The sequence below is a fragment of the Kitasatospora sp. NPDC056731 genome, from assembly GCF_040687675.1.
Lineage (GTDB): Bacteria > Actinomycetota > Actinomycetes > Streptomycetales > Streptomycetaceae > Kitasatospora.
This window is the reverse complement of sequence record NZ_JBFBNR010000012.1, coordinates 128,857-147,579: the sequence shown is the minus strand read 5'-3', so window position 1 is coordinate 147,579 and position 18,723 is coordinate 128,857. Positions and strand designations below refer to the sequence as shown.

Sequence of the window (18,723 nt, the reverse complement as noted above, 5' to 3'; positions counted from 1 at the left end):
GCCTCAGCATGTGAGCGGTGTGATGAGTCTGTGACGTCACGGCGGCCGCCGTGATCGCTCTGGTCCGTCCGTGAACCATCGCGCCCCCGCTCGGCTCCGCCGAGTGGGGGCGCTCTCACGCTTACCCGTTGTCCGCGTCTTGCTCGGCAGGGCTGAGATGGCGAACCAGCAACGCCGCCAACAACTCGTCGTCGAGGTGCTCCTCCACGTACATGCGGGGCCACCGCACCTCGCTTGGCCGCCGTAGGGCCTCGGCGAGTTCGGACAGGATTTCGTGGCGCACTTGAGGGTCGAGGCGGCGACGACCAGTATGGGCGACGGCCTCGCTGGTGGTCACGGCCCAGAGCTGCACCCAGGTCGGGTCGAGCTGGGTGGTCGTGAACGCCTGGCCCCATCGCAACTCAACGCGCGCCTCGGCCATCTGCCGCAAGTTGTACGCGGCCAACGACGGGGACACGGTCTCCGGGTCAACGGGGGCCGGCAGGATCCACTCGGCGGACGGCGGTACCGGGGTTCCGGGTCCGGTCTGCGCGTGTCGGTCGCATGGCCGCAACGTCTTTGGCTTGATTGCACGCCGTGTCTCGAACCCGCAGGTGAGGCAGCGGACCTGGCGCTTCTGCCCCAGCTCGCCGGACCACGGTTCGATCGGTTCCCAGCCGGTATCGACGAGCAGTTCCAGTGTGGCCTGCTCCTGCTCGGGGGTCGGGTGCGCACAAGCGCCGACTTCCAGCGTGGTGGATGGCCTGCGGACGACGAATCCGCAGGCCAGGCAGCGCCTCGGCCAGGTCTCCTTGGTCGAGCCGGGCCAATCCGTCAGCGGTTCCCAGCCCTTGGTATCGAGAAGGTCGCGGGCCCGGCGCTCCTGGAGGGTCATCTCGTAGCGCTCGGGTCCGGGTGCAAGTCCCAGCGGCGCCTGCCGCTCAAGGGTCCTGGTCTGTAGCAGCAGGGGCTTGGCGGGTTTGGGCTCAGCCATGGTTGCTCCCGATCGGTCGGTTTCGTCGTCAACGGAGGTCGGTGCGGGCGCCACGTCCGGGGCGCGGGTAGGACGTGACCGTGCCAGCGTCCCAGATCGGCGTGCGGCCGATCCTTCTGGAGGGTTGGGGGGCCTGTTCGCGGGCCACGTAGCCGTGCCAGGTCTTGAGCTTCACTCCCCAGTAATCCGCGCACTGCCGAGAGGTCCACTCGTCCGCCATCTCGGCGGCCTCGCGGTCGCTGACGGCCATCGTGTTCTCCCCTGCTGTTGCCGTGTTCCTATACGCAGGACATTACAGTCTCAGACTGCTTCGTTGCGAGGACTGCGCAATCCAATTGAAAGCATCCTTGCATCAAGACCGACCTTCATGCAAGGATGCTTTCAACTAGAGGAGGCGGCATGACGTCAGCAGAGCGGCTCACCACCCACTACCTCGCCCAGGCCACGGCCTGCATCACGGCAATCGAGGAGGTCAAGCGCAATCCCGCGAACCGCCGACACAGCCGCGAGGTCGCCGACATCGCCCGCGTCTACAGCCTTGCGGCGAATGCGTGGCGGGGCGCGGCCCGGGCCCTCTACAGCGACCTGCCCAGCGCTCCCGACGAGCACGACAGTCGGCGCGCTGACGCCATCAGGTACCAAATCCGAGGGAACGAGCGCCGCGCGGCCCTGGAGGGCGGCGAGTTGCCCGAACCGCCGACCGAGGAGCCCGAGGTGCCGTACGCCGACGACATCGACCCGGTCGACGTGGGCCGCGCCGAGACACACACGTTCAGCGACCCCACCCTCCCGGACGTGCCCGTCGACTCGGTCAGCATCGGGATCTCGCCGGACGGCCGGCACGTCACCGTGGCGGAGGACACCCGGGTCCACGGCGAGACCCACGATCCCGACGGACGCCCGTACACGATCATGCGAAACGCCGAGATCGTGGTGCACCCTAGCGCCGAGTCCGCTCGCGAGGAGATGCTCTACACGGTGGCGCACGCCAGGACCAACCCCGTGGACTGGTACTCCGGACCTGACGCCGGGCTGTTCCTCGGGTGGGGGGAGCGCTACCGGGTCGGGGTGACTCCGCACAGCTCTGCGAGCTGGGCCGCCGCGCTGCTCGACGACCGTACGGCGGAGGTCTCGTATCACCCCAGCAGGGAAGAGGCGGTGGAGGCTGCGTTGGCCGCCGCGGACCGGCTGGTCGCCAAGTTGACCGCCTCCGGTGCCCGCGGTTCCCGGGTGAGCGAGTTGGGCGCGTTGTGGCTGGGCCACCGGGTGGCTCGGGCTCGTGCCGCCGAGTTGAAGTACCGGTTCGCCGACCGTCTCAGGCAGGCTAAGACGGACCGTGTCGTGGACCGCTACGGTGAGATCGACAACGGGCAACTGGCCGGGCTGGCTGGCGTCTCCGTGCAGGCGATCAACCAGATGCTCTGAAGTGGCCCCGCGTTCGCGGGGATGGCTCTTGGCCGTGTTTGATCATGCAGTAGGCCCCGCGATCATAGGTAGCAGAACGCCCCCGCTCTCCTTGGGAGGGCGGGGGCGCTTCGTCGTTACGGGGTGTCGTGCGCCCACCGCCACACGCCGGACGCGTCCGGCTCGTACCAGGACCGGCCGCCGGCGTATTGGCCGTGGGGGCTGACGAGGGCGGTGCCTGGGTCGGGGTCGGCGGTGTCAACGACGGTGCCCATCATGCCTCGTCGGCGATTGCCTTCTTCGCGGCGTCGAGGCTGGCCTGCCAGACTGCCTGGCGTCGACCAGCTTGGCGCTGTTCCTCCCAGAACGGGTGGGCCTCCAGGGTAGCCGCCGCCTCCAGGAAGGCCGCGCGTGCGGCGTCGACGTCGCCGCCGGCCAGGCGCGCTTCGGTCATCGCCCGGTCCGCACGCAGGGCAGCGATGTGCAGGGGCAGCAGGTCGGCGGGAAGTTCGAGGTCGGCCATGCCGCCATCGTACGACCGGGGTCGGACAGCGCAGGTCAGGCGGCCGTCAGGACGCGCGCCCGCTCGGCGAAGTCGGCCACGAGCCGGCTTCGACCGAAAGGCTCCATGCGCCGCTGCAGGTCGGCTACCGCCTCAACGGCTCGGCTGCTCTTGACCTTGCTCGCCAAAGAGAGCGTCCGCAGCCCAGCCGCGTAGGCCTGTTCGAGGTCACGCTTCTGCAGGTGGGTAGAGGCGAGCGCGGCCTGAGAAAGTGCACCGCGGCGGGCGCGCTTCTGCTGGCGAGCGTGGTCGATGGAGCGCTTGGCGTGCTCGGCGGCGCCGGAGTGATCTCCGATGTCCCGGAGGGTCATTGCGTGCTCGCCGTGGAGGTAGGCCGGGTCGATGAAGAGCGCCCACTCGGGCTCCTCGCCAGGGTGAACCTGTTCGGCCGCGGCCTCCGACTGAGTCACCGCGCGAGTGGCGGCCGCCTTGTCGCCCATGGCCGCGAGCGCCCGGCCTTCGAGGGCCCACAGGTCGGCGAGGGCGGCGGCGGACGAACCGCGTAGGCCATGTCGGCCGGACTGGGCGAGCCGAAGTCCTTCCTCGGGGTGTCCGAGGAGGGTTGCCTGGTCAGCCATTCCTGCGAGGACGTGGGCGCCGAGCGGCACGTTCCTGGACTCCTCGGCAAGCCTCAGCGACTGGATGAGGTAACGCTGGGCGGTGCCGTGTTCGCCGTTGTCGTAGGCCATCCAACCGAGCAGGTAGGTCTGTTCGGCTGCCGCCTCGCAGAGGGCTTGGCGGACATCTTCTGCCTGTGGGCGGCGGAGAAGGGGGTAGACGTGGACGTTCATGTAGGCGGCGAGGATGAGTCGCCCGCTACCGCCGCCCTGGAAGATGTCGACCCTCTGGAACTCCGAGAACATGTTCTTGACCGCGGCGACGTCTTCGAGGCGCACACGGGGGCCGGGTTCGGGCTCCTGGTCAAGGGTGGCCAGGAGCCAGTCTCGGGACGGGCCGGTGGCGGCGACGGCGGCGAACGGTGCTGCGGCAAGGAAACGGCGGCGGTCCACGTCTGCTCTCCCCAGGTCAGAGACGGTCTCCACCGTAACTACCCAGTCCCGGTTGTACAGCAGGGAGCGGTCCTCAGCGTGGCTCTCACCAAGCCCGAGATCTGCCGATGTGACCCGGTATCCGACCGCATCCGAGACGATGTCCGCGACGATCCCGGGAATCGGGCGGCGGGGCTGATTGCCCTGGAGCCAGCGCCGTACGGCGGTCGCGTCGGGTGCGACCTGAGGGTGACCGGCCTGGTGAGCTGCAGCTTTGACGCGCCGTGCGAGCTCGGCGTTGCTTAGACCCGCGCGGGCCAGCCACTCGGCGAGCTGAGTGTTCGGCGTCTTCGTCGTCGTCATGTCCCTGTCCTACCCTCTGCTGCCACCCCGTGCAGAAGTGCCACCCTGTGCCACCCCTCCAGCGCTTACGGTCCGGTGATCACAGGTCGACCCTTGGTGGTGATGGTAATCCCACCACGCAAGGAGGGGAGCCGTGTTGACGGCCGCCGACCGCACTGCTTCGGACCTGTCGTTATCGGCATGGACATGGATCGACTCGACGCCGGACGGGCTGGTCGCGTTCATGATGATCACCCCGTCCAGCGGCGAAGCCCGCGGCCTGCGGGCGCTCGCGAGCACCGCAGGACTGGCGCTGCCGGACCAGCCTCTTCCCTCGCCCGGGATTCGGATCGTTCTCGACGGCCCAGACGCGCTCGTCCTGCTGCCCAGGACAACCGGGGCCATTCGGGTACCAGCGGACGACGGCTGGAGCGATTTCGTTCGGCGCGGGGGCGCGATCGTCATCCTGATGGGGCAGCGCTACCTCGACCCGAGCGCGCGCCGGATCGATGTCGAGGAGTACCTACAGACAGCACTGCTTTCTCGGCACCTCTGGCTCGGCAAGACCACGTTGGCTGCCGACTACACCGCCCGGCAGTGCCGCGGCGAGGCCTGCATCTGCTGCGGTCGGCCTGAACCGCCGTTGGGTCCGGCCGGCCACGCCTACACACCGACGTCCGGGGCGCCGCTCGGTTGGGCCGTCGTTGCCCACCTGGCGTGCATCGAGGAGACGGCATGTTGACCGATGAGCTCACCGTCTCGGTAGACGGTCACCTGAAGCCGACGTCCGCGCCGGCACTGCAGGCGCTGGATATTTTGTGGCGGACGCTACGTGAACTGCCGATTGGCGAATACCAGCACCGCGCGATGCACCGCCTCCTGGGCGCCGGCACCACGGTGGAGATGGAGAAGTTCCTCGACGGCCAAGGCCTGGTCGACTTTCCGCTCGACCTGACCGGCGGCGACAAGGCCATCGTGCGGGTGTGGCGGGGGGATGGCCTCACCGCCAGTCAGCGCATCGGTGCCCGCTACATGCCCGAGCAAGTGCAGGCCCCTGGTCGCGGCGTCCCAGGGCTATGGGCGGTGCGAGACACCCAGTCCGACAGCCTGGTCGAGGAGGACGGGCGCGTCCTGCACTTTGCGATCGAGGACAGTGCCCGCGGCTGGATCAACCGTCGTGTATCGCTCGCCGGGTACCGCGGCTATCGGCAGACCATGGAGGACGGCGCGTGAGTGCCGCCGGCGGGAGGCGGCCAGCGGTCGTGATGACGACGGGAACCTGCGTGGGCTGTGGCGCCCACGTGCGAGGTCGGCTGGTGGCGACGGTGGATGAGCGACGGGAACTGGTCGACGGCCACAAGGGGTGCCCGGGCCGCCCGCGCGAGCCACGCCCGCGCCGCCATTCCCGGTGAACTTCCTGGCCAGCCGTACGGCGGTTCGGCTAGCCAGGATCTACCCGTAGAGCAGGCGCCAGGTTGGGACGCTGAGAGCGCGGGCCATCGCGCCGAGGTCGTCGAGGGTGGGTGCTGTGGCGCCGCGTTCCCAGTTGGACACGGACTGCCGGTCCCGGCCGATCATCTCGGCCAGTCGTTCCTGACTCACACTCTGCTGGCGACGTAAGAACCTGATCCGATCGCCGACCTCGCGACGTTCCTGCAGTTGACGGGCGTTGGGTTGACGTTGGCGAGGGGTTGGCACCCCTTGACGCTGGCGGGACCATGACCGAAAGTCTGCATACCAAAGCCACTATTTGATCGCTCACACGTTCGATACACTCGACCCGCCGAGATCCGGGGGGACGGAAATCGGAGTGAACCATGACTCTGCCACCACGCGCCGAAGCGGAGGCCGCCGCGAACGACCTTCGCGAGGCCTGCACGTTGCACGGGATCACGCTGCCAGCCCTCGGCCTGGATGTGGCAGGCGTTGCTGCGGGCTATCCCCTGGTCCAGCTCGGCTCCACCCCAGCAGCGACCGTCCGCCTGCTGGCCGCCGCTCTTCGTCAGGCAGCGGATGCCGACCCACACTCAGAGCCTTGACGACTGCTCGTCTCGCCAAGCACAAGCCAGACCGAACAGGGTCTCTACGCCATAGATTTCTTTGATCTCTGCTACGAGCAGAGCAACGGTTCTCTTGCTGACGCCAAGCTGCTTGCCGATGGCTTCGTAATCCCGCTCCTGGGCCAATTCACGAAGTATGTGTTCGTGCCGGTCAGTGAGTTTTCCATGAGAAGTTTCACCGGCCCAGGTCTCGGCGCGAGCCCAGTCCCGTTCGAAGATTTCAGCAAGGAACCCGGCGACGCCCCGGTCATGGACTATGTAGGCCAGTGCGTCCTTGCTCGTGGCCAGAATGGTGTCTCCTGGAATGACCGCGATCTGGCGGTCGATAACAATCATCCGCTGAAACGGCTCGGAGAGGGTACGAATTTCCGCACCCGCCGCCGTCATCTCGCGAACCCACTCATGCGCGGCCGATCCAGACCGGGCGTTCGCGTGGTACAGCGTCCGCATGATCACGCCACGCCGCAGCACGCCAAGGTCTCGGTCCTTGGTCTCGGCCAGGATCTCCCGGCGGCGCTCACCGCCGGGTTGGCATACCAGCAGTTCTTGCGCGCACCCGGCGAGAACCTGGCCGAGGCGGGCATTGATCGCTGCCGACCCGCGTAGGAGCTCCATGACGCCGGCACGGGCATCTGTTGCCCGGTTGTCGAAGGCGTCCCGGAAGTCGCGCAGGACGTCAGGGATGGCCGCAGCCTCCGTGAGCATTCCGGCGGCCCAGGTGTGGAACGACGCCTCCCACTGGGCGCCGACATAGCTCGGGTCGACGGCTGTGACTCCATTCACTGGGTCATCCCGCAGCAGGCCGAGGTTGAGAAGTTCGCTACGGGCCCCCCCGTCCTCTTCGCGAATCGGCTCGCCAGTGGCAACGAATCGAACGTAAACGTCTCTGGCGTCCCGGCTGATCTCAAACCTGCCCGGGTTGTCCGACTTATACATACTCAACCTTCACTCAAGTGAACCTGCATCAAAATGAACCACGGGAACCCTTGCGACACAACCGAATCACGCGAGATGGTTACAACGGATTGGTGAGCACTCAACAACCCACCCCTCCCGGCCTGGTTGCCCTAAGTCCGCCGCCCAGCTAAGGAGTTCACCATGCTCAAGAAGGCCCTGATGGCCCTCGTTGCCGCCGCTGCGGCAGCCCTCGTTGGCCTGGCCGGCGCCGCACACGCGGCCCCCACGCCGGACCCCGCCCCTGCGGCGACCCCGACACCCACGGCTTCCTACGTCGTCAACGACACCAACTGGGGCGGCTGAGACGCCAGCAGGCCCGGCCGGCGGCTGCTCTTCGACCGGCCGGACCCTTGAGCTCTACAGGGGCTGCCCGGCACAATCGGGCGCTACACGGGGCAATGAGGCCGTTGAAGTCCCACGGGCCTCACCGCTGCCCGGAACCCGCCGCACAGCAGCACTCAAACGCTCCGGAGCCGTCACGGTCGCCAGGCATCCACAACCGCACCGGCTGAAAACCACGGCGACACCCGCGCCCAGGCCCCATTCTCGGAGTATCGGGGAGTACTGGCCGCGACCTTACCCTCGACGCTGCCGTGCACATCGTCCTTCAGAGTGGCCAACCGGAACTCGGGCCTATTGGCGCGGACTTGAAGGCATCGTTCGGCATTCCCTTGCCGCGGCCCTCCGGCGACCCGGCCCTCAGCTGACCAAGGACTGTCCCTGAACATGCGTGCGGCACGTGCAGTCATAGAATTTCCCTCTCCCGTCGCCGAGCGACCCGAGCCGCAGAGCGTCACGCACAGGACCCCCTTGTCGATCATGGCTTCCCTGCGAATCGAGTCGGCGCGGACACACCTGGCGGCCGCGCAAGACGAGGCACTCGCCGCGCTAACGCCAGCCGAGTTAGTCCTTCTCGTAGAGCACCTTCGTAGCTCCCTGTCCGACATGTTCAGCCTCGCGGGGATCCCCTCTTGGCAGCAGTTCGAGCTGCAGGGTGCAGAGGAGGCGAACCTGGCGGTCATGGACCGCCGCGAACTGCAGGTACTGGCCGGCCGCCTTCGGAGGTCGCTGACCAAGGCCATCGCCTAGACGCAGATGAGCCCCCGCCCCTTCCGGGCGGGGGCTCATCTGTGCTTCGGTACCATCCCCTTACCATCCCCTGTTTTCGAAAAGCCGCCTGTTCGGCGATCTCCGGGCTGCGGATCGAGCCGTGCCAGACGAACGGCGCGACGCCGTCCAGCGGGCGCGGGGTGGAGGTGAAGGACTGCAGCGGGGTGCGGAAGCGGCCCTGCCAGTCCACCACCTCCTCGCGCCAGAGCTGGTGCAGCAGCGCGTAGTTCTCGATCGCGAGCGGGATGCCCTGGCGGATGTCCTTGCCGAACCACGGGTAGACCGGGCCGGTGTTGCCGCGGCCCATCATGAGGTCCACCCGGCCGTCGGCGAGGTGCTGGAGCATCGCGAAGTCCTCGGCGATCTTCACCGGGTCGTTGGTGGTGATCAGCGTGGTCGAGGTGGAGAGGATGATGCGGTCGGTCTGCGCGGCGATGTAGCCGAGCATGGTCGTCGGCGAGGACGGGACGAACGGCGGGTTGTGGTGCTCGCCGGTCGCGAAGACGTCGAGGCCGACCTCCTCGGCCTTGCGCGCGATGGCCACCATGGCCTTGATCCGCTCGTGCTCGCTCGGGGTGCGGCCGGTGGTCGGGTCGGGGGTGACGTCGCCGACGGTGAAGATTCCGAACTGCATGCTGCTCACCACACTCCAGGTCGGCCCCTCGCCCGGGCGCTCGGGGCGCACGGGGTTCTCGGGGCGGATCGTTAAACTTTCAACCTCCTTAGCATCCGGGTGCGGATCGTTATTCCCGCCCACACTTGAGGGAGGAACTCCGGAAGGGCGGCGAACCGATGGCGACGTACATCGCGGTGAGCGCGCTGAGCCACGAGGGCCTGGTGCGGCAGCACAACGAGGACAGCCTCACGGTCGGGCCGTGGACACTCTGCGCCACCGTGACCGGCAACCCGCAGACCCTGCTGTTCCCGCTCGGCCCGCCCTGCGTGGTCGCCGTGGCGGACGGCCTGGGCGGCCACCCCGGCGGCGAGGTCGCCAGCGCCCTGGTGGCCCGCCGCCTGGCCGCCGACGGCGCCGGACTGGACAGCGAGGAGGCCGTCCGGGAGGAACTCCAGGACTGCAACCGGGCGGTGTACGCGGCCGCCGCCGGCGAACCCGAGCTGGCCGCGATGGGCACCACGGTGGCCGGCCTGGTGCTGCTGCCCGGCCGGGCGGTGTCCTTCAACGTGGGCGACAGCCGGGTCTACCAGGTCGCCCCGGACGGGCTGCACCGGGTGAGCGTGGACGACAGCCCGCCGCTGCCGCCCGGCCGGCGCACCACCTCGGTGGTCACCCAGACCCTGGGCGGCTCGCTCGGGCTGACCTTCGTCGAGCCGCACGTGCGCGCCGCACCGCTGGCCGCCGGCGACCGCTACCTGGTGTGCAGCGACGGCCTGACCGACCCGGTGCCGGAGGAGGAGCTGGCCGCGCTGCTCGCCCGGCCGCACGACGGCTCCGACCGCGCCGACGGGAGGGCCGCGTTCGAGCTCTGGAAGGCGGCGATCGCGGCCGGCGGGCCGGACAACATCACTCTGGCGCTGGTCCGGATCGGCGAATAGGCCCGGTCCGGCCGAGCCTCCGGCGGGAACGGACCCGCCCCGGCGGGGCGCCGAAGCGCTCCGCCGGGGCGGTCACCTGTCCGTTTTCGGTCGCTCGACGAGCGTCCGGTCAGAGTTCGCTCGTGACGCTCACCCCGCTGAAGCCCTGCTGGGCGTAGAGGCTGAAGTAGACGTAGCCGGCCGGCGGGTTGGTGATCGTCAGGGTCTCGGAGTTGTCCGGACCCGACGAGTGCGCCGTGCTGGCGTCGGTGTACGCCCAGGAGGCCGGGTTGTAGTAGAGGTCGCCGTTGCCGGTGCCGCCGCTGGTGGTGACCTTCACCTGCTTGGTGCCGGCCGGCACCAGGAGGTAGAAGTGCGCGTAGTTGCCGGTGGTCGCCGCGATGTTGCTGCGGGCGCAGTTGGCGTCCAGCTTGCGGATGTCGGTGCCGGCGCACTCCGGCAGCTGCGGCTGGGTGGGCGTGCCGCCGTCGGAGGCGCAGGCGCCGTTGGCGCACGCCGTCAGCCAGCTGTCGAAGCCGGCGTCGTAGCGGGTGCCGATGGTGGTCTTGAGCAGGGTGCGGGCGCCGGCCCAGTCGCCCGCCCGGTACTTGGCGAGGACGGAGTCCAGGTCGCCGCGGTGCTGCTCCAGCATGTAGCGGACGGCGAGGTAGCCCCAGCGGTAGACCCGGTCCTGGTCACCGTAGGCGGTGTCGAAGAGGTCGCTCAGCTTGTAGGTGTGCCGGGCGGCGGCCGCGATGGCGGCGTCGTTGGTCACCTTGCGGTACGAGTACGAGATGTACTCGGCGAAGCCCTCGACCCACCAGACGGTCGGGGTGGTCATGCCGGCGTTGAAGTCGCCGTACATGTCGAACCGGCCGTCGAGGTAGTGGGTGTACTCGTGGTTGAGGTTCCAGATCTCGAACGACGGGCGGGCCCACTCGGCCTCGTAGCAGAGGAAGCGCGGCTGGTTGCCGGCCTTGGCCGGGTCGCCCTCCAGGTACATGCCGCCGTTGTTGGTGTCGATGCCGTAGATGGCCGCGGCCAGCACCTGGTAGTCCAGGGAGGAGTGGAAGACCACCACCTCGATCGTGGTGTTGCTGTCGTCCTTGACCGGGCCGTTGTCGCGCACCACCGAGTGGAAGTACGCGTCCTGGCCGGTGAGGCTGGTGCAGGCGGTGCCCAGCTGGGTGTTGTCCAGCGCCTGGGCGATCAGCTTGATGCTCGGGCTGCAGGTGTAGTTGACCGTCAGCACGCCCGCCTTGAGCTGGTCGGAGGCGTTGCAGGTGCCGTAGTAGGCGCAGTTGGCGGCGTCGTAGTAGCCGACCCCGTCCGCGACCGCGGCCCACTGGTAGACGGTGCGACCGTTCGGCGCGGACTGCGCGACCAGCGACTTGGCGAGCGGACGGACCTTGGGCTGGAGCGCCGTGTCCTTCAGGAAGCGGGTCAGCTCCTTGGCCGCGTTGTAGACCAGCACGCCGAAGTCGCCACCGAGCTGGTCGTTGTTGCGGGTCGCGAAGGCGGACAGCGCGTCCAGCACGCTCGGGTCGGCCTCGACCGCCGCGTCGAAGCCGTTCACCTGGTGACCGCGGAACAGCACCGTGAAGACCGGGTTCACCGCCCAGGCCATGCCGGCCGGGTTCCAGGTGGCGCTGCTGTAGTCGTTCAGCAGCTGCTTGACCACCGGGAGGTAGCGGATGTTCTCCTGCGCGCTGTCGATCAGGGTGACGGCCTCGCCCAGGATGGGTGCGTTGCCCGCGGCGACGTCCCGCACGTGCGCGCCGCCGAAGAAGGCGTCCAGCCCGGAACGGATCGCCGTCTGGAGGGCGGTGCCGTAGGTGCCGACGTCGTCCTTGTGGTACCACTGCGCGAAGTACCCGGCGCGCAGGTACAGCACCAGTTGCTCGACGGAGGTCGAGTTGTCGCCCGGGTAGCTGCCGGACGCGTCGCGCAGCGCGTACGCCACGGTGGTCATCTGCTCCTCACGGAACGCGCCCCTCGCGTCCGCGCCGGTGAGCTGGAAGAGCCCGTTGATGCACTGGATGTCGGCGGCCTTGATGTGCTGGACCAGGTCGCCGCCCGTCCGGCCGGTGAAGTCGCCGACACTGCAGGGCTGTGCGGCCGCCGCGCCGAGGGCGAAGGCCTTGGCGGTCGGCCGGGCCTCGGCCGGCCGGGTGTCGAGCGGGAGCGGGGCCCGCTGGTCGGCAGAGGCGAACTGCCGGTCGGCGTGGCCGCGTTCGGGGGCGCCTGCGGCGGGCTGCGGCGCCGGTCCGGCGGGGGTGGTGGGGGCGGACGCGCCGCCGGGGGCGGCGGCGGGGGCGGCCTTGCTCTGTGGGGCGAACAGGCCGATCGTCAGGAACATGGTCAGGGCGAGTACTAACAGCCTTGCCAGCTGCGGGAGTCGCAGCAGACGCGCGGAACTCACGTGGGGGCCTCCGGGCCGTCGTCGGCCGCATTGGGGGTGCGACCGGTGGGGTGGTGAGGACCGTTGGCGACGGCGCCTCGTGGGCGGTTCCGTCGTACACACGGTGGGGAGTGTGACATGTACCATGGCACACATCACATGACGTTGGGTAGCCCCGCTCATGTGAGCGATTCGCGGGGGAACGACGAAGGGGCCGTGCCGGCGAATCGCCGACACGGCCCCTGCGCTTGGGGGTTGACGCCCCGCTCTACTACTTCCGCAGCAGCAGGATCACACCGGCCGTCACCAGGCCGACCAGGACCGCCGCCGCGCCGTACGCCAGCCGGTGCGCGCGCAGCACCGGCAGGAAGCGGTCCACGGCGTAGCGGCCCGGACCGGTCAGGGCGAGCGCGGCGGCACCCGCCGTGAGCAGCAGCTCGTACTCGCTGCCCTTCGGGGCGAAGAAGCCGCCGCCCCAGGTGACGGCGATCGCGTTGACCATCGTGCCGACGATCGCGGCACCCGCCAGCGGGGTCAGCAGGCCGACGGCGAGGGCCAGTCCGCCGAGCGTCTCGGTGAGGCCGGCGACCACGGCCATGGCGTTGCCCGCCGGGTAGCCGCTCATGGTGAAGAACTGACCGGTGCCGTCGATCCCGCCGCCGCCGAACCAGCCGAACAGCTTCTGGCTGCCGTGCGCGGCCATGGTCAGGCCGAGGGCCAGGCGCAGGAGCAGGAGTCCGGCGTCGTAGGCGTGCGGGGAGGTCGTCGCGGAGTCGGGGGTCGCCCGGCCCGGGAGGACGGTGGTGGTGGGGGCGGTCGTGCTCGGGCTGCTGCTCGGCATGCGCGTCTCCATCGATCGGGATCGGTCGTAGGGGTGTGGTGGCGCGGCCGGGCGGGTCGTCCCGCGGCTGTTGTTCAAATTTGAACCGGCCACTCCTCGACCGTACCTTGGAGTTCGAATTTGAACAACTGACGGATCGTGGACAACTCGCGGGCCCGACCCCGCCCGGGGCAGGGTGGAAACATGGCTCAACGCAGGCAGCACCGGCGGACCACGACACCCGGCACGCCCTACCCCGGGGCCCTCGCCGCCTTCGGCGAACGCGTCCGGCTGACCACCCCCCGCCAGTGGGACGCCCCCACCCCGTGCGCCGACTGGTCCGTCCGCGAGCTCGTCAACCACCTCACCGGCGAACAGCTGTGGATCCCCGAACTGCTGATGGGCGCCACCATCTCCGAGGTCGGCGGCCGCTTCGACGGCGACGTCCTCGGCGACGACCCGGTCACCGCCTGGACGGAAGCCGCCGACGCCGCCCGGGACGCCTTCGCCGTCCCCGGCGCCACCGAACTCACCGTCCACCTCTCCTTCGGGGACGTCACCGGGCAGTACTACCTGGACCAGCTCACCACCGACCTCGTCATCCACAGCTGGGACCTCGCCGAAGCCATCGGACGGCACACCCGGCTCCCGGCGGAACTCGTCGACTTCGCCCTCGGCGAGTTCGCCGGCTACGGGGACCTCTCCGGGAGCGGCCTGTTCGACCCGCCCCTGCCCGTCCCCGACGACGCCGGCCCGCAGACCCGCCTGCTCGCCCTCACCGGGCGGCGCGACCGGCCCTGACACGGCTGGGGTGCGGCGCGACCGGCCTGATCTCCGGCGGCCGGCGTGGCGCGACCGGCCCTGACCTGCGGCGACCGGCGTGGTGCCCGACGCCGGATACTGGAAGGAGCGGGGGCCGCGATCCGTGCGAGAGGCGGGCACGCCATGAGCCGCAGGCCGGACATCCTCGGCGAGTTCACCGCCGACCACCGGGCGGTCACCGAGCTGCTCGACCGGATCGAGCGGACGCCCGCCGGCGCCGCCGAGCGCACCGACCTGCTGGCCCGGCTGACCGACCTGCTGTTCACCCACTGCGCGGCCGAGGAGGAACACCTCTTCCCGCTCGTGCAGCACGACGTGCCGGACGGCGGGGCGCTGGTGTTCGGCAGCATCCACGAGCACCTGGCGATCGGGCAGTACCTCTCCGACCTCCAGGGCCTCGGCCCGGCCGACCCGGCCTTCGACACCCTGCTGCGCGGCCTCGCCGACACCCTGCGGCGCCACCTCGCCGTCGAGGAGAAGCAGCTCTTCCCGGCCGCCCGCAAGGCCCTGCCCGCCACCTCCCGAGCCGCGCTCGGCGACCGACTGCGGGCCGAACGCGCGGAAACCGCCGAGGACGCCGAGGGCCCCGGGCCTGCCGAAGCGGGCGCAGCGGGGCCGTGAACGTCAGTTCTTCGGGCTGATCACCGCGAAGCGGCCGCCCTCCCGGTCCTGCAACCGGGCCACCCGCCCGTACGGGGAGTCGAAGGCGGCCCCCACCGCCGAACCGCCCAGCTCCACGGCCCGGGCCAGCGCCCGGTCCGCGTCCGGAACGGCGAAGGACACCTCCCAGTGCGGCGACAGCCCCGCCGCACCGCCCGCCTGCTCCCTCGCCAGCGCGGCGACGCTGTGGCCCTCCGCCCGCAGCACCACCCGGTCGTGCTCCCAGCGGACGTCGAACCGCTCCGGGTCACGGCCGTCCCAGCGGAACACCTGCCCGTAGAACAGCGCCGCCGCGAACGGGTCCGGCGTGCGCAGCTCGATCCAGACCGGCGCGCCCGGCAGGTCCAGCCGCCGGGCCCGGCCCAGCGGGCCCTCCCAGATGCCGAACACCGCCCCGGCCGGGTCCGCCGCGAAGGCCACCCGCCCGGCGTCGAAGGCCAGCGGGCCCACCGCCAGGGTCGCGCCGCGCTCGCGCACCGCGTCGGCGGCCTCGTCCGCGCTCTCCGTACCGAAGTAGCTGGTCCACGCCACCGGCATCGCCCAGTCGCTGCCCGCGACCCCCAGCCCGGCCACCGCCTCCCCGCCGGTCACCGCGTGCAGGTACGGGCCGAAGCGGTCCGGCCCCGGCTCGAACTCCCAGCCGAGCAGCGGCCCGTAGAACGCCTTCGCCCCCTCCAGGTCCCGGGCCGTCAGGCTCACCCAGCACGGAACGGCCGCCACGCAGCGCACCTTGGCGGTCTCACCGCTGCCCATCGCGGACCTCCTCGCCCCCCGGCCGCCGGGCCCCTCCCGACTCCCACGACCCACCGGCCGCCCGGGACGCCCACAGCCTAGGGTGATGGGCGTAGCGCGTTCCGGGAGGCATGGCCGGGATCAGCGCACCCAGTTCTTGAGCGGCTCGGTGTCCAGCGAGATCCCCACCGGCTCGGGGAGGTGGACGGTCTTGCCGAACAGGAGGATCTGCGCGGTCTCGTAACGGACGCCGTCGGGCTGGCTGTAGACGGTGACCTCGGCGGAGTCGCGGTCGATCAACAGGTAGACGGGGATGCCGGTCTCGGCGTAGGCGCGCGGCTTCTCGACGCGGACGCGATGGTCGGCCACGGATTCGTAAGAGGTGACTTCGGCAACCATCAGTGCCTCGTCCGCGCTCACCCACTCCCCCTGCCCGGTAAGGGCCTCGGAGGGGGCCAGCATGCCGTCCGGGTGCGCGCGGCCGCCTCGGGCGCCCTGGACCCTCAGGCCATGGCTGTGCAGCCAGAGCTCAGGCCGCGCCTGGAGGCAGCTGCGGACCAGCCATTCGAGGACGCGGCCGTGGTTGCCGTCCCGCAGGGGCTTGACTCCCAGCCTCCCGTTGAGGAACTCCAACCGGACACCTTCGATCGTGCGGGCTGCGAGCCGGGCGAGTTCCTCGAATTCTTCGGTCAGCAGCTGTGGTCGGTCGGGGCCGTCGATCTCGACGCTCATTCCTGGGTCGGGGCTCATGTCTGTGACCGTAGAGCCACGATCCGACAGCGCCGGTCCGGGCCGGGGGCGCGTTGCGGGTGGCTCGGAAGAGCGGCGCGGGAAATGTGACCCAGGTCACATCGAAAGGCGAAATTTCCGGGGAGGGAATCCCCGTTTGGTCTTTCGTAGGCAGAAGCGGGGAGAACCTCCCCGGTATCCTGAAGGAGCAGTCGCCGTGACCACCGCCGCCACCGAGCCGGTCCGACCCGTGGAGACCGTCCGTGCGCCCAAGCTGCGCGCTGACGCGACCCGCAACCGGGAGCGGATCGTCCTGGCGGCTCGCGACGCCTTCGTCGAGCACGGCGCGGACGTGCCGCTGGACGAGATCGCGAAGCGGGCCGGGGTCGGCAACGCCACGCTGTACCGGAACTTCCCGGACCGCTCGGCGCTGGTCCGCGAGGTGGCGCTGCTCGTCAAGAACCGTATCCTGGCCCTCGCCGAGACGGCGACGGTCGAGGCGGACGCCCCTGACGGCGTCCCGTTCGACGCCCTGCAGCGGTTCGCGCACGCGACCGTCGCGGAGAAGCTCGGCGCGCTCTGCCCGATGTTCACCAGCCACGTCGACCCGTTCGACCCGGACCTCACCGAGGCCCGCGAGCGCCTGACGGCCGCCGTGAGCGGTCTGATGGAGCGCGCCCGGGCGGCGGGTGAACTGCGGGCGGACGTCGACCACGGCGACCTGTTCATCGCGATCAGCCAGCTGACCCGGCCGCTGCCGGGGACGTCCTGCCGGCTGCTCGACGACTTCGTCCACCGGCACCTGCAGCTGTTCCTGGACGGGCTGCGCACGCCGGCCCGTTCGGTGCTGCCCGGCCGGGCCGCGACCTTCGAGGACTTCCAACCCCACCACTGACCCACCAGCGGTACCCCGACCGACCGACCCGCCCTCCGGACCGCGCCGACCACCGGCCCGCCAGGAGCTGATCCCCGCACGCCCCGCACCGACGCCCCGTACGGCGACCAGCCGTCCCCGTACGGCGGTCGACCCTTGTCGCACGCCACGCACCCCGAAGTGAGTACCTCCATGCCTGAAACCGACGCCCGAGCGGCGACGCTGCCCGATCCCCGGCGCTGGAAGGCGCTGATCTTCATCGGCCTCGCCCAGCTGATGGTCGTCCTGGACGCCACCATCGTGAACATCGCCCTGCCGTCCGCCCAGCGGGACCTGGGCATCTCCGACGGCAACCGCCAGTGGGTGATCACCGCCTACGCGCTGGCCTTCGGCGGCCTGCTGCTGTTCGGCGGCCGGATCGCGGACCTCTGGGGCCGCAAGCGGACCTTCGTGGTCGGCCTGGCCGGCTTCGCACTCGCCTCCGCGCTCGGCGGCGCCGCGGCCAACACCGCGATGCTGCTCGGCGCCCGCGCCCTCCAGGGCGTGTTCGGCGCGCTGCTCGCCCCGGCCGCGCTGTCGCTGCTGGCGGTGACCTTCACCGAGGCCAAGGAGCGCGCCAAGGCCTTCGGCATCTACGGCGCGATCGCCGGTGGCGGTGGCGCGATCGGCCTGATCCTCGGCGGCCTGCTGACCGAGTACATGAACTGGCGCTGGACCTTCTTCGTCAACGTCCCGTTCGCCATCGTCGCCGCCGCGGGCGCCGTCCTGGTGATCCGCGAGCCCGCCGAGGGCCGCAACCGCAACCGGCTGGACGTCCCCGGCGTGCTGCTGGTGACCACCGGCCTGGTCTCGCTGGTGTACGGCTTCACCCGCGCCGAGTCCAGCGGCTGGACGGCCGCCAGCACGCTGGGGCTGTTCGTCGCGGCCGTCGTGCTGCTGACCGCGTTCGTCCTGGTGGAGCGCCGGGTCAAGGCCCCGCTGCTGCCGCTGCGCGTGGTGCTGGACCGCAACCGCGGCGGGGTGTACCTGTCGCTCGGCCTGGCTGTGATCGGCATGTTCGGCCTGTTCCTGTTCCTGACCTACTACCTGCAGCTCGTGCGCGGCTACAGCCCGGTGCTGACCGGCGTCGCGTTCCTGCCGATGGTGGCGGGCATGATCACCGGCTCGACCCAGATCGGCGCCCGGCTGATGACCCGCGTCCCGGCGCGGTTCCTGATGGCCCCCGGCTTCCTGGTCGCCTCGATCGGCATGCTGCTGCTGAGCAACATCGGTCTGGACACCTCCTACCCGATGCTGATCCTGCCCGGCCTGGTCCTGATGGGCCTCGGCATGGGCACCGCGTTCATGCCGGCGATGAGCCTGGCCACGCACGGCGTCCAGCCGCGCGACGCGGGCGTCGCCTCGGCGATGGTCAACACCTCGCAGCAGGTCGGCGGCGCCATCGGCACCGCGCTGCTGAACACCATCGCGGCCAGCGCCACCACCAGTTGGCTGGCCTCGCACGCGACCGCCGCGGCGGCCACGTCGCCGGCGGCCGCCCAGGCCCTGCAGTTCCAGGGCATGGTGCACGGCTTCACGACCGCGATCTGGGTGTCCTTCGGGATCCTGGTGGCGGCCTCCGCGATCGCCTTCACCCTCGTGAACGCCGGTCGCCCGGACGCGGCGTCGGCTTCGGGCGCCGGTGCGGCGAAGAACGACGAGGTGCCCGTGATGGTGCACTGACGCCTGCGGGTTACTCGGGTGCGTACGCGGCCC

At 70.3% G+C, this 18,723-nt stretch carries 20 protein-coding genes; 9 read left to right on the top strand and 11 right to left on the bottom strand.

The annotated features are described in order from the left end of the window. Nucleotides 1-121: 121 nt before the first annotated feature. Together AB0R04_RS15220 and AB0R04_RS15215 are read right to left on the bottom strand one after the other, a co-directional pair. On the bottom strand, nucleotides 122-973 hold the full coding sequence (locus AB0R04_RS15220) for a hypothetical protein (protein ID WP_363371288.1): 852 nt from the start codon (nucleotides 971-973) through the stop codon (nucleotides 122-124). Nucleotides 974-1,001: 28 nt separating this feature from the next. Continuing rightward, nucleotides 1,002-1,223 (bottom strand): hypothetical protein, encoded by a 222-nt coding sequence (locus AB0R04_RS15215; RefSeq protein ID WP_363371287.1) that lies wholly within the window; start codon nucleotides 1,221-1,223, stop codon nucleotides 1,002-1,004. Between the two features lie 149 nt (nucleotides 1,224-1,372). Here AB0R04_RS15215 and AB0R04_RS15210 point away from each other — a divergent pair, with 149 nt between their 5' ends. Next, nucleotides 1,373-2,398, top strand: a complete 1,026-nt coding sequence (locus AB0R04_RS15210; protein WP_363371285.1) for a hypothetical protein — start codon at nucleotides 1,373-1,375, stop codon at nucleotides 2,396-2,398. A gap of 253 nt (nucleotides 2,399-2,651) precedes the next feature. Here the strand turns inward: AB0R04_RS15210 and AB0R04_RS15205 are convergent, their stop codons facing one another. Both AB0R04_RS15205 and AB0R04_RS15200 read right to left on the bottom strand, forming a co-directional pair. Next, nucleotides 2,652-2,900: a hypothetical protein gene (locus AB0R04_RS15205; RefSeq protein WP_363371283.1), complete on the bottom strand. Its 249-nt coding sequence runs from the start codon at nucleotides 2,898-2,900 to the stop codon at nucleotides 2,652-2,654. A 35-nt stretch (nucleotides 2,901-2,935) separates the two neighbouring features. Beyond that, nucleotides 2,936-4,291 (bottom strand): transcriptional regulator, encoded by a 1,356-nt coding sequence (locus tag AB0R04_RS15200; RefSeq protein ID WP_363371282.1) that lies wholly within the window; start codon nucleotides 4,289-4,291, stop codon nucleotides 2,936-2,938. Nucleotides 4,292-4,424: 133 nt separating this feature from the next. Here AB0R04_RS15200 and AB0R04_RS15195 point away from each other — a divergent pair, with 133 nt between their 5' ends. Beyond that, nucleotides 4,425-5,012: a hypothetical protein gene (locus AB0R04_RS15195; RefSeq protein ID WP_363371280.1), complete on the top strand. Its 588-nt coding sequence runs from the start codon at nucleotides 4,425-4,427 to the stop codon at nucleotides 5,010-5,012. After that, nucleotides 5,006-5,503 carry a hypothetical protein gene (locus AB0R04_RS15190; protein WP_363371279.1) on the top strand — a complete coding sequence of 166 codons (498 nt, stop codon included), beginning with the start codon at nucleotides 5,006-5,008 and terminating at the stop codon, nucleotides 5,501-5,503. The genes AB0R04_RS15195 and AB0R04_RS15190 overlap by 7 nt, the downstream gene beginning before the upstream one ends. 219 nt (nucleotides 5,504-5,722) lie before the next feature. Here AB0R04_RS15190 and AB0R04_RS15185 read toward each other — a convergent pair whose 3' ends face one another. Beyond that, on the bottom strand, nucleotides 5,723-5,968 hold the full coding sequence (locus AB0R04_RS15185) for a helix-turn-helix transcriptional regulator (protein WP_363371277.1): 246 nt from the start codon (nucleotides 5,966-5,968) through the stop codon (nucleotides 5,723-5,725). A gap of 329 nt (nucleotides 5,969-6,297) precedes the next feature. Continuing rightward, nucleotides 6,298-7,266, bottom strand: coding sequence for a hypothetical protein (locus tag AB0R04_RS15180; protein WP_363371275.1), 969 nt, complete (start codon nucleotides 7,264-7,266; stop codon nucleotides 6,298-6,300). 162 nt (nucleotides 7,267-7,428) lie between these two features. On the opposite strand from AB0R04_RS15180, the gene AB0R04_RS15175 reads away from it, so the two are divergent. Next, nucleotides 7,429-7,590 (top strand): hypothetical protein, encoded by a 162-nt coding sequence (locus AB0R04_RS15175; RefSeq protein ID WP_363371273.1) that lies wholly within the window; start codon nucleotides 7,429-7,431, stop codon nucleotides 7,588-7,590. A gap of 715 nt (nucleotides 7,591-8,305) precedes the next feature. Here AB0R04_RS15175 and AB0R04_RS15170 read toward each other — a convergent pair. Next, entirely contained in the window at nucleotides 8,306-9,031 is a 726-nt protein-coding gene (locus AB0R04_RS15170; protein WP_363371272.1) for an LLM class flavin-dependent oxidoreductase, read from the bottom strand. Between the two features lie 158 nt (nucleotides 9,032-9,189). Between AB0R04_RS15170 and AB0R04_RS15165 the strand changes: the two genes are divergently transcribed. After that, nucleotides 9,190-9,951 carry a PP2C family serine/threonine-protein phosphatase gene (locus AB0R04_RS15165; RefSeq protein ID WP_363371271.1) on the top strand — a complete coding sequence of 254 codons (762 nt, stop codon included), beginning with the start codon at nucleotides 9,190-9,192 and terminating at the stop codon, nucleotides 9,949-9,951. A gap of 109 nt (nucleotides 9,952-10,060) precedes the next feature. On the opposite strand, the gene AB0R04_RS15160 is transcribed toward AB0R04_RS15165, so the two are convergent. Together AB0R04_RS15160 and AB0R04_RS15155 are read right to left on the bottom strand one after the other, a co-directional pair. Beyond that, a complete protein-coding gene (locus AB0R04_RS15160) occupies nucleotides 10,061-12,289 on the bottom strand; it encodes a M9 family metallopeptidase (RefSeq protein WP_363371269.1) in 2,229 nt (742 codons plus the stop codon). Between the two features lie 313 nt (nucleotides 12,290-12,602). Continuing rightward, the gene (locus tag AB0R04_RS15155; RefSeq protein WP_063346958.1) at nucleotides 12,603-13,172 is read right to left on the bottom strand and encodes a DoxX family protein; all 570 of its coding nucleotides are present in this window, start codon (nucleotides 13,170-13,172) and stop codon (nucleotides 12,603-12,605) included. Between the two features lie 183 nt (nucleotides 13,173-13,355). On the opposite strand from AB0R04_RS15155, the gene AB0R04_RS15150 reads away from it, so the two are divergent. Then, nucleotides 13,356-13,952, top strand: a complete 597-nt coding sequence (locus AB0R04_RS15150) for a TIGR03086 family metal-binding protein (protein WP_363371267.1) — start codon at nucleotides 13,356-13,358, stop codon at nucleotides 13,950-13,952. A gap of 144 nt (nucleotides 13,953-14,096) precedes the next feature. Beyond that, the gene (locus AB0R04_RS15145) at nucleotides 14,097-14,594 is read left to right on the top strand and encodes a hemerythrin domain-containing protein (protein ID WP_363371266.1); all 498 of its coding nucleotides are present in this window, start codon (nucleotides 14,097-14,099) and stop codon (nucleotides 14,592-14,594) included. A 3-nt stretch (nucleotides 14,595-14,597) separates the two neighbouring features. Here AB0R04_RS15145 and AB0R04_RS15140 read toward each other — a convergent pair whose 3' ends face one another. Continuing rightward, nucleotides 14,598-15,386, bottom strand: coding sequence for a VOC family protein (locus AB0R04_RS15140; RefSeq protein WP_363371264.1), 789 nt, complete (start codon nucleotides 15,384-15,386; stop codon nucleotides 14,598-14,600). 120 nt (nucleotides 15,387-15,506) lie between these two features. After that, on the bottom strand, nucleotides 15,507-16,115 hold the full coding sequence (locus AB0R04_RS15135; RefSeq protein WP_363371263.1) for a Uma2 family endonuclease: 609 nt from the start codon (nucleotides 16,113-16,115) through the stop codon (nucleotides 15,507-15,509). Between the two features lie 196 nt (nucleotides 16,116-16,311). On the opposite strand from AB0R04_RS15135, the gene AB0R04_RS15130 reads away from it, so the two are divergent. Together AB0R04_RS15130 and AB0R04_RS15125 are read left to right on the top strand one after the other, a co-directional pair. Continuing rightward, nucleotides 16,312-16,989, top strand: coding sequence for a TetR/AcrR family transcriptional regulator (locus AB0R04_RS15130; RefSeq protein ID WP_363371261.1), 678 nt, complete (start codon nucleotides 16,312-16,314; stop codon nucleotides 16,987-16,989). A 171-nt stretch (nucleotides 16,990-17,160) separates the two neighbouring features. Beyond that, complete coding sequence (locus tag AB0R04_RS15125; RefSeq protein ID WP_063346964.1) at nucleotides 17,161-18,690, top strand: MFS transporter; 1,530 nt, start codon at nucleotides 17,161-17,163, stop codon at nucleotides 18,688-18,690. Nucleotides 18,691-18,723 lie beyond the last annotated feature (33 nt).

Bases quoted from the DNA above. Each gene is read 5' to 3' on its own strand.
- AB0R04_RS15220 (WP_363371288.1), bottom strand. From the start codon at position 973: ATGGCTGAGCCCAAACCCGCCAAGCCCCTGCTGCTACAGACCAGGACC.
- AB0R04_RS15215 (WP_363371287.1), bottom strand. From the start codon at position 1,223: ATGGCCGTCAGCGACCGCGAGGCCGCCGAGATGGCGGACGAGTGGACC.
- AB0R04_RS15210 (WP_363371285.1), top strand. From the start codon at position 1,373: ATGACGTCAGCAGAGCGGCTCACCACCCACTACCTCGCCCAGGCCACG.
- AB0R04_RS15205 (WP_363371283.1), bottom strand. From the start codon at position 2,900: ATGGCCGACCTCGAACTTCCCGCCGACCTGCTGCCCCTGCACATCGCT.
- AB0R04_RS15200 (WP_363371282.1), bottom strand. From the start codon at position 4,291: ATGACGACGACGAAGACGCCGAACACTCAGCTCGCCGAGTGGCTGGCC.
- AB0R04_RS15190 (WP_363371279.1), top strand. From the start codon at position 5,006: ATGTTGACCGATGAGCTCACCGTCTCGGTAGACGGTCACCTGAAGCCG.
- AB0R04_RS15180 (WP_363371275.1), bottom strand. From the start codon at position 7,266: ATGTATAAGTCGGACAACCCGGGCAGGTTTGAGATCAGCCGGGACGCC.
- AB0R04_RS15175 (WP_363371273.1), top strand. From the start codon at position 7,429: ATGCTCAAGAAGGCCCTGATGGCCCTCGTTGCCGCCGCTGCGGCAGCC.
- AB0R04_RS15170 (WP_363371272.1), bottom strand. From the start codon at position 9,031: ATGCAGTTCGGAATCTTCACCGTCGGCGACGTCACCCCCGACCCGACC.
- AB0R04_RS15165 (WP_363371271.1), top strand. From the start codon at position 9,190: ATGGCGACGTACATCGCGGTGAGCGCGCTGAGCCACGAGGGCCTGGTG.
- AB0R04_RS15160 (WP_363371269.1), bottom strand. From the start codon at position 12,289: ATGTTCCTGACGATCGGCCTGTTCGCCCCACAGAGCAAGGCCGCCCCC.
- AB0R04_RS15155 (WP_063346958.1), bottom strand. From the start codon at position 13,172: ATGCCGAGCAGCAGCCCGAGCACGACCGCCCCCACCACCACCGTCCTC.
- AB0R04_RS15150 (WP_363371267.1), top strand. From the start codon at position 13,356: ATGGCTCAACGCAGGCAGCACCGGCGGACCACGACACCCGGCACGCCC.
- AB0R04_RS15145 (WP_363371266.1), top strand. From the start codon at position 14,097: ATGAGCCGCAGGCCGGACATCCTCGGCGAGTTCACCGCCGACCACCGG.
- AB0R04_RS15140 (WP_363371264.1), bottom strand. From the start codon at position 15,386: ATGGGCAGCGGTGAGACCGCCAAGGTGCGCTGCGTGGCGGCCGTTCCG.
- AB0R04_RS15135 (WP_363371263.1), bottom strand. From the start codon at position 16,115: ATGAGCCCCGACCCAGGAATGAGCGTCGAGATCGACGGCCCCGACCGA.
- AB0R04_RS15125 (WP_063346964.1), top strand. From the start codon at position 17,161: ATGCCTGAAACCGACGCCCGAGCGGCGACGCTGCCCGATCCCCGGCGC.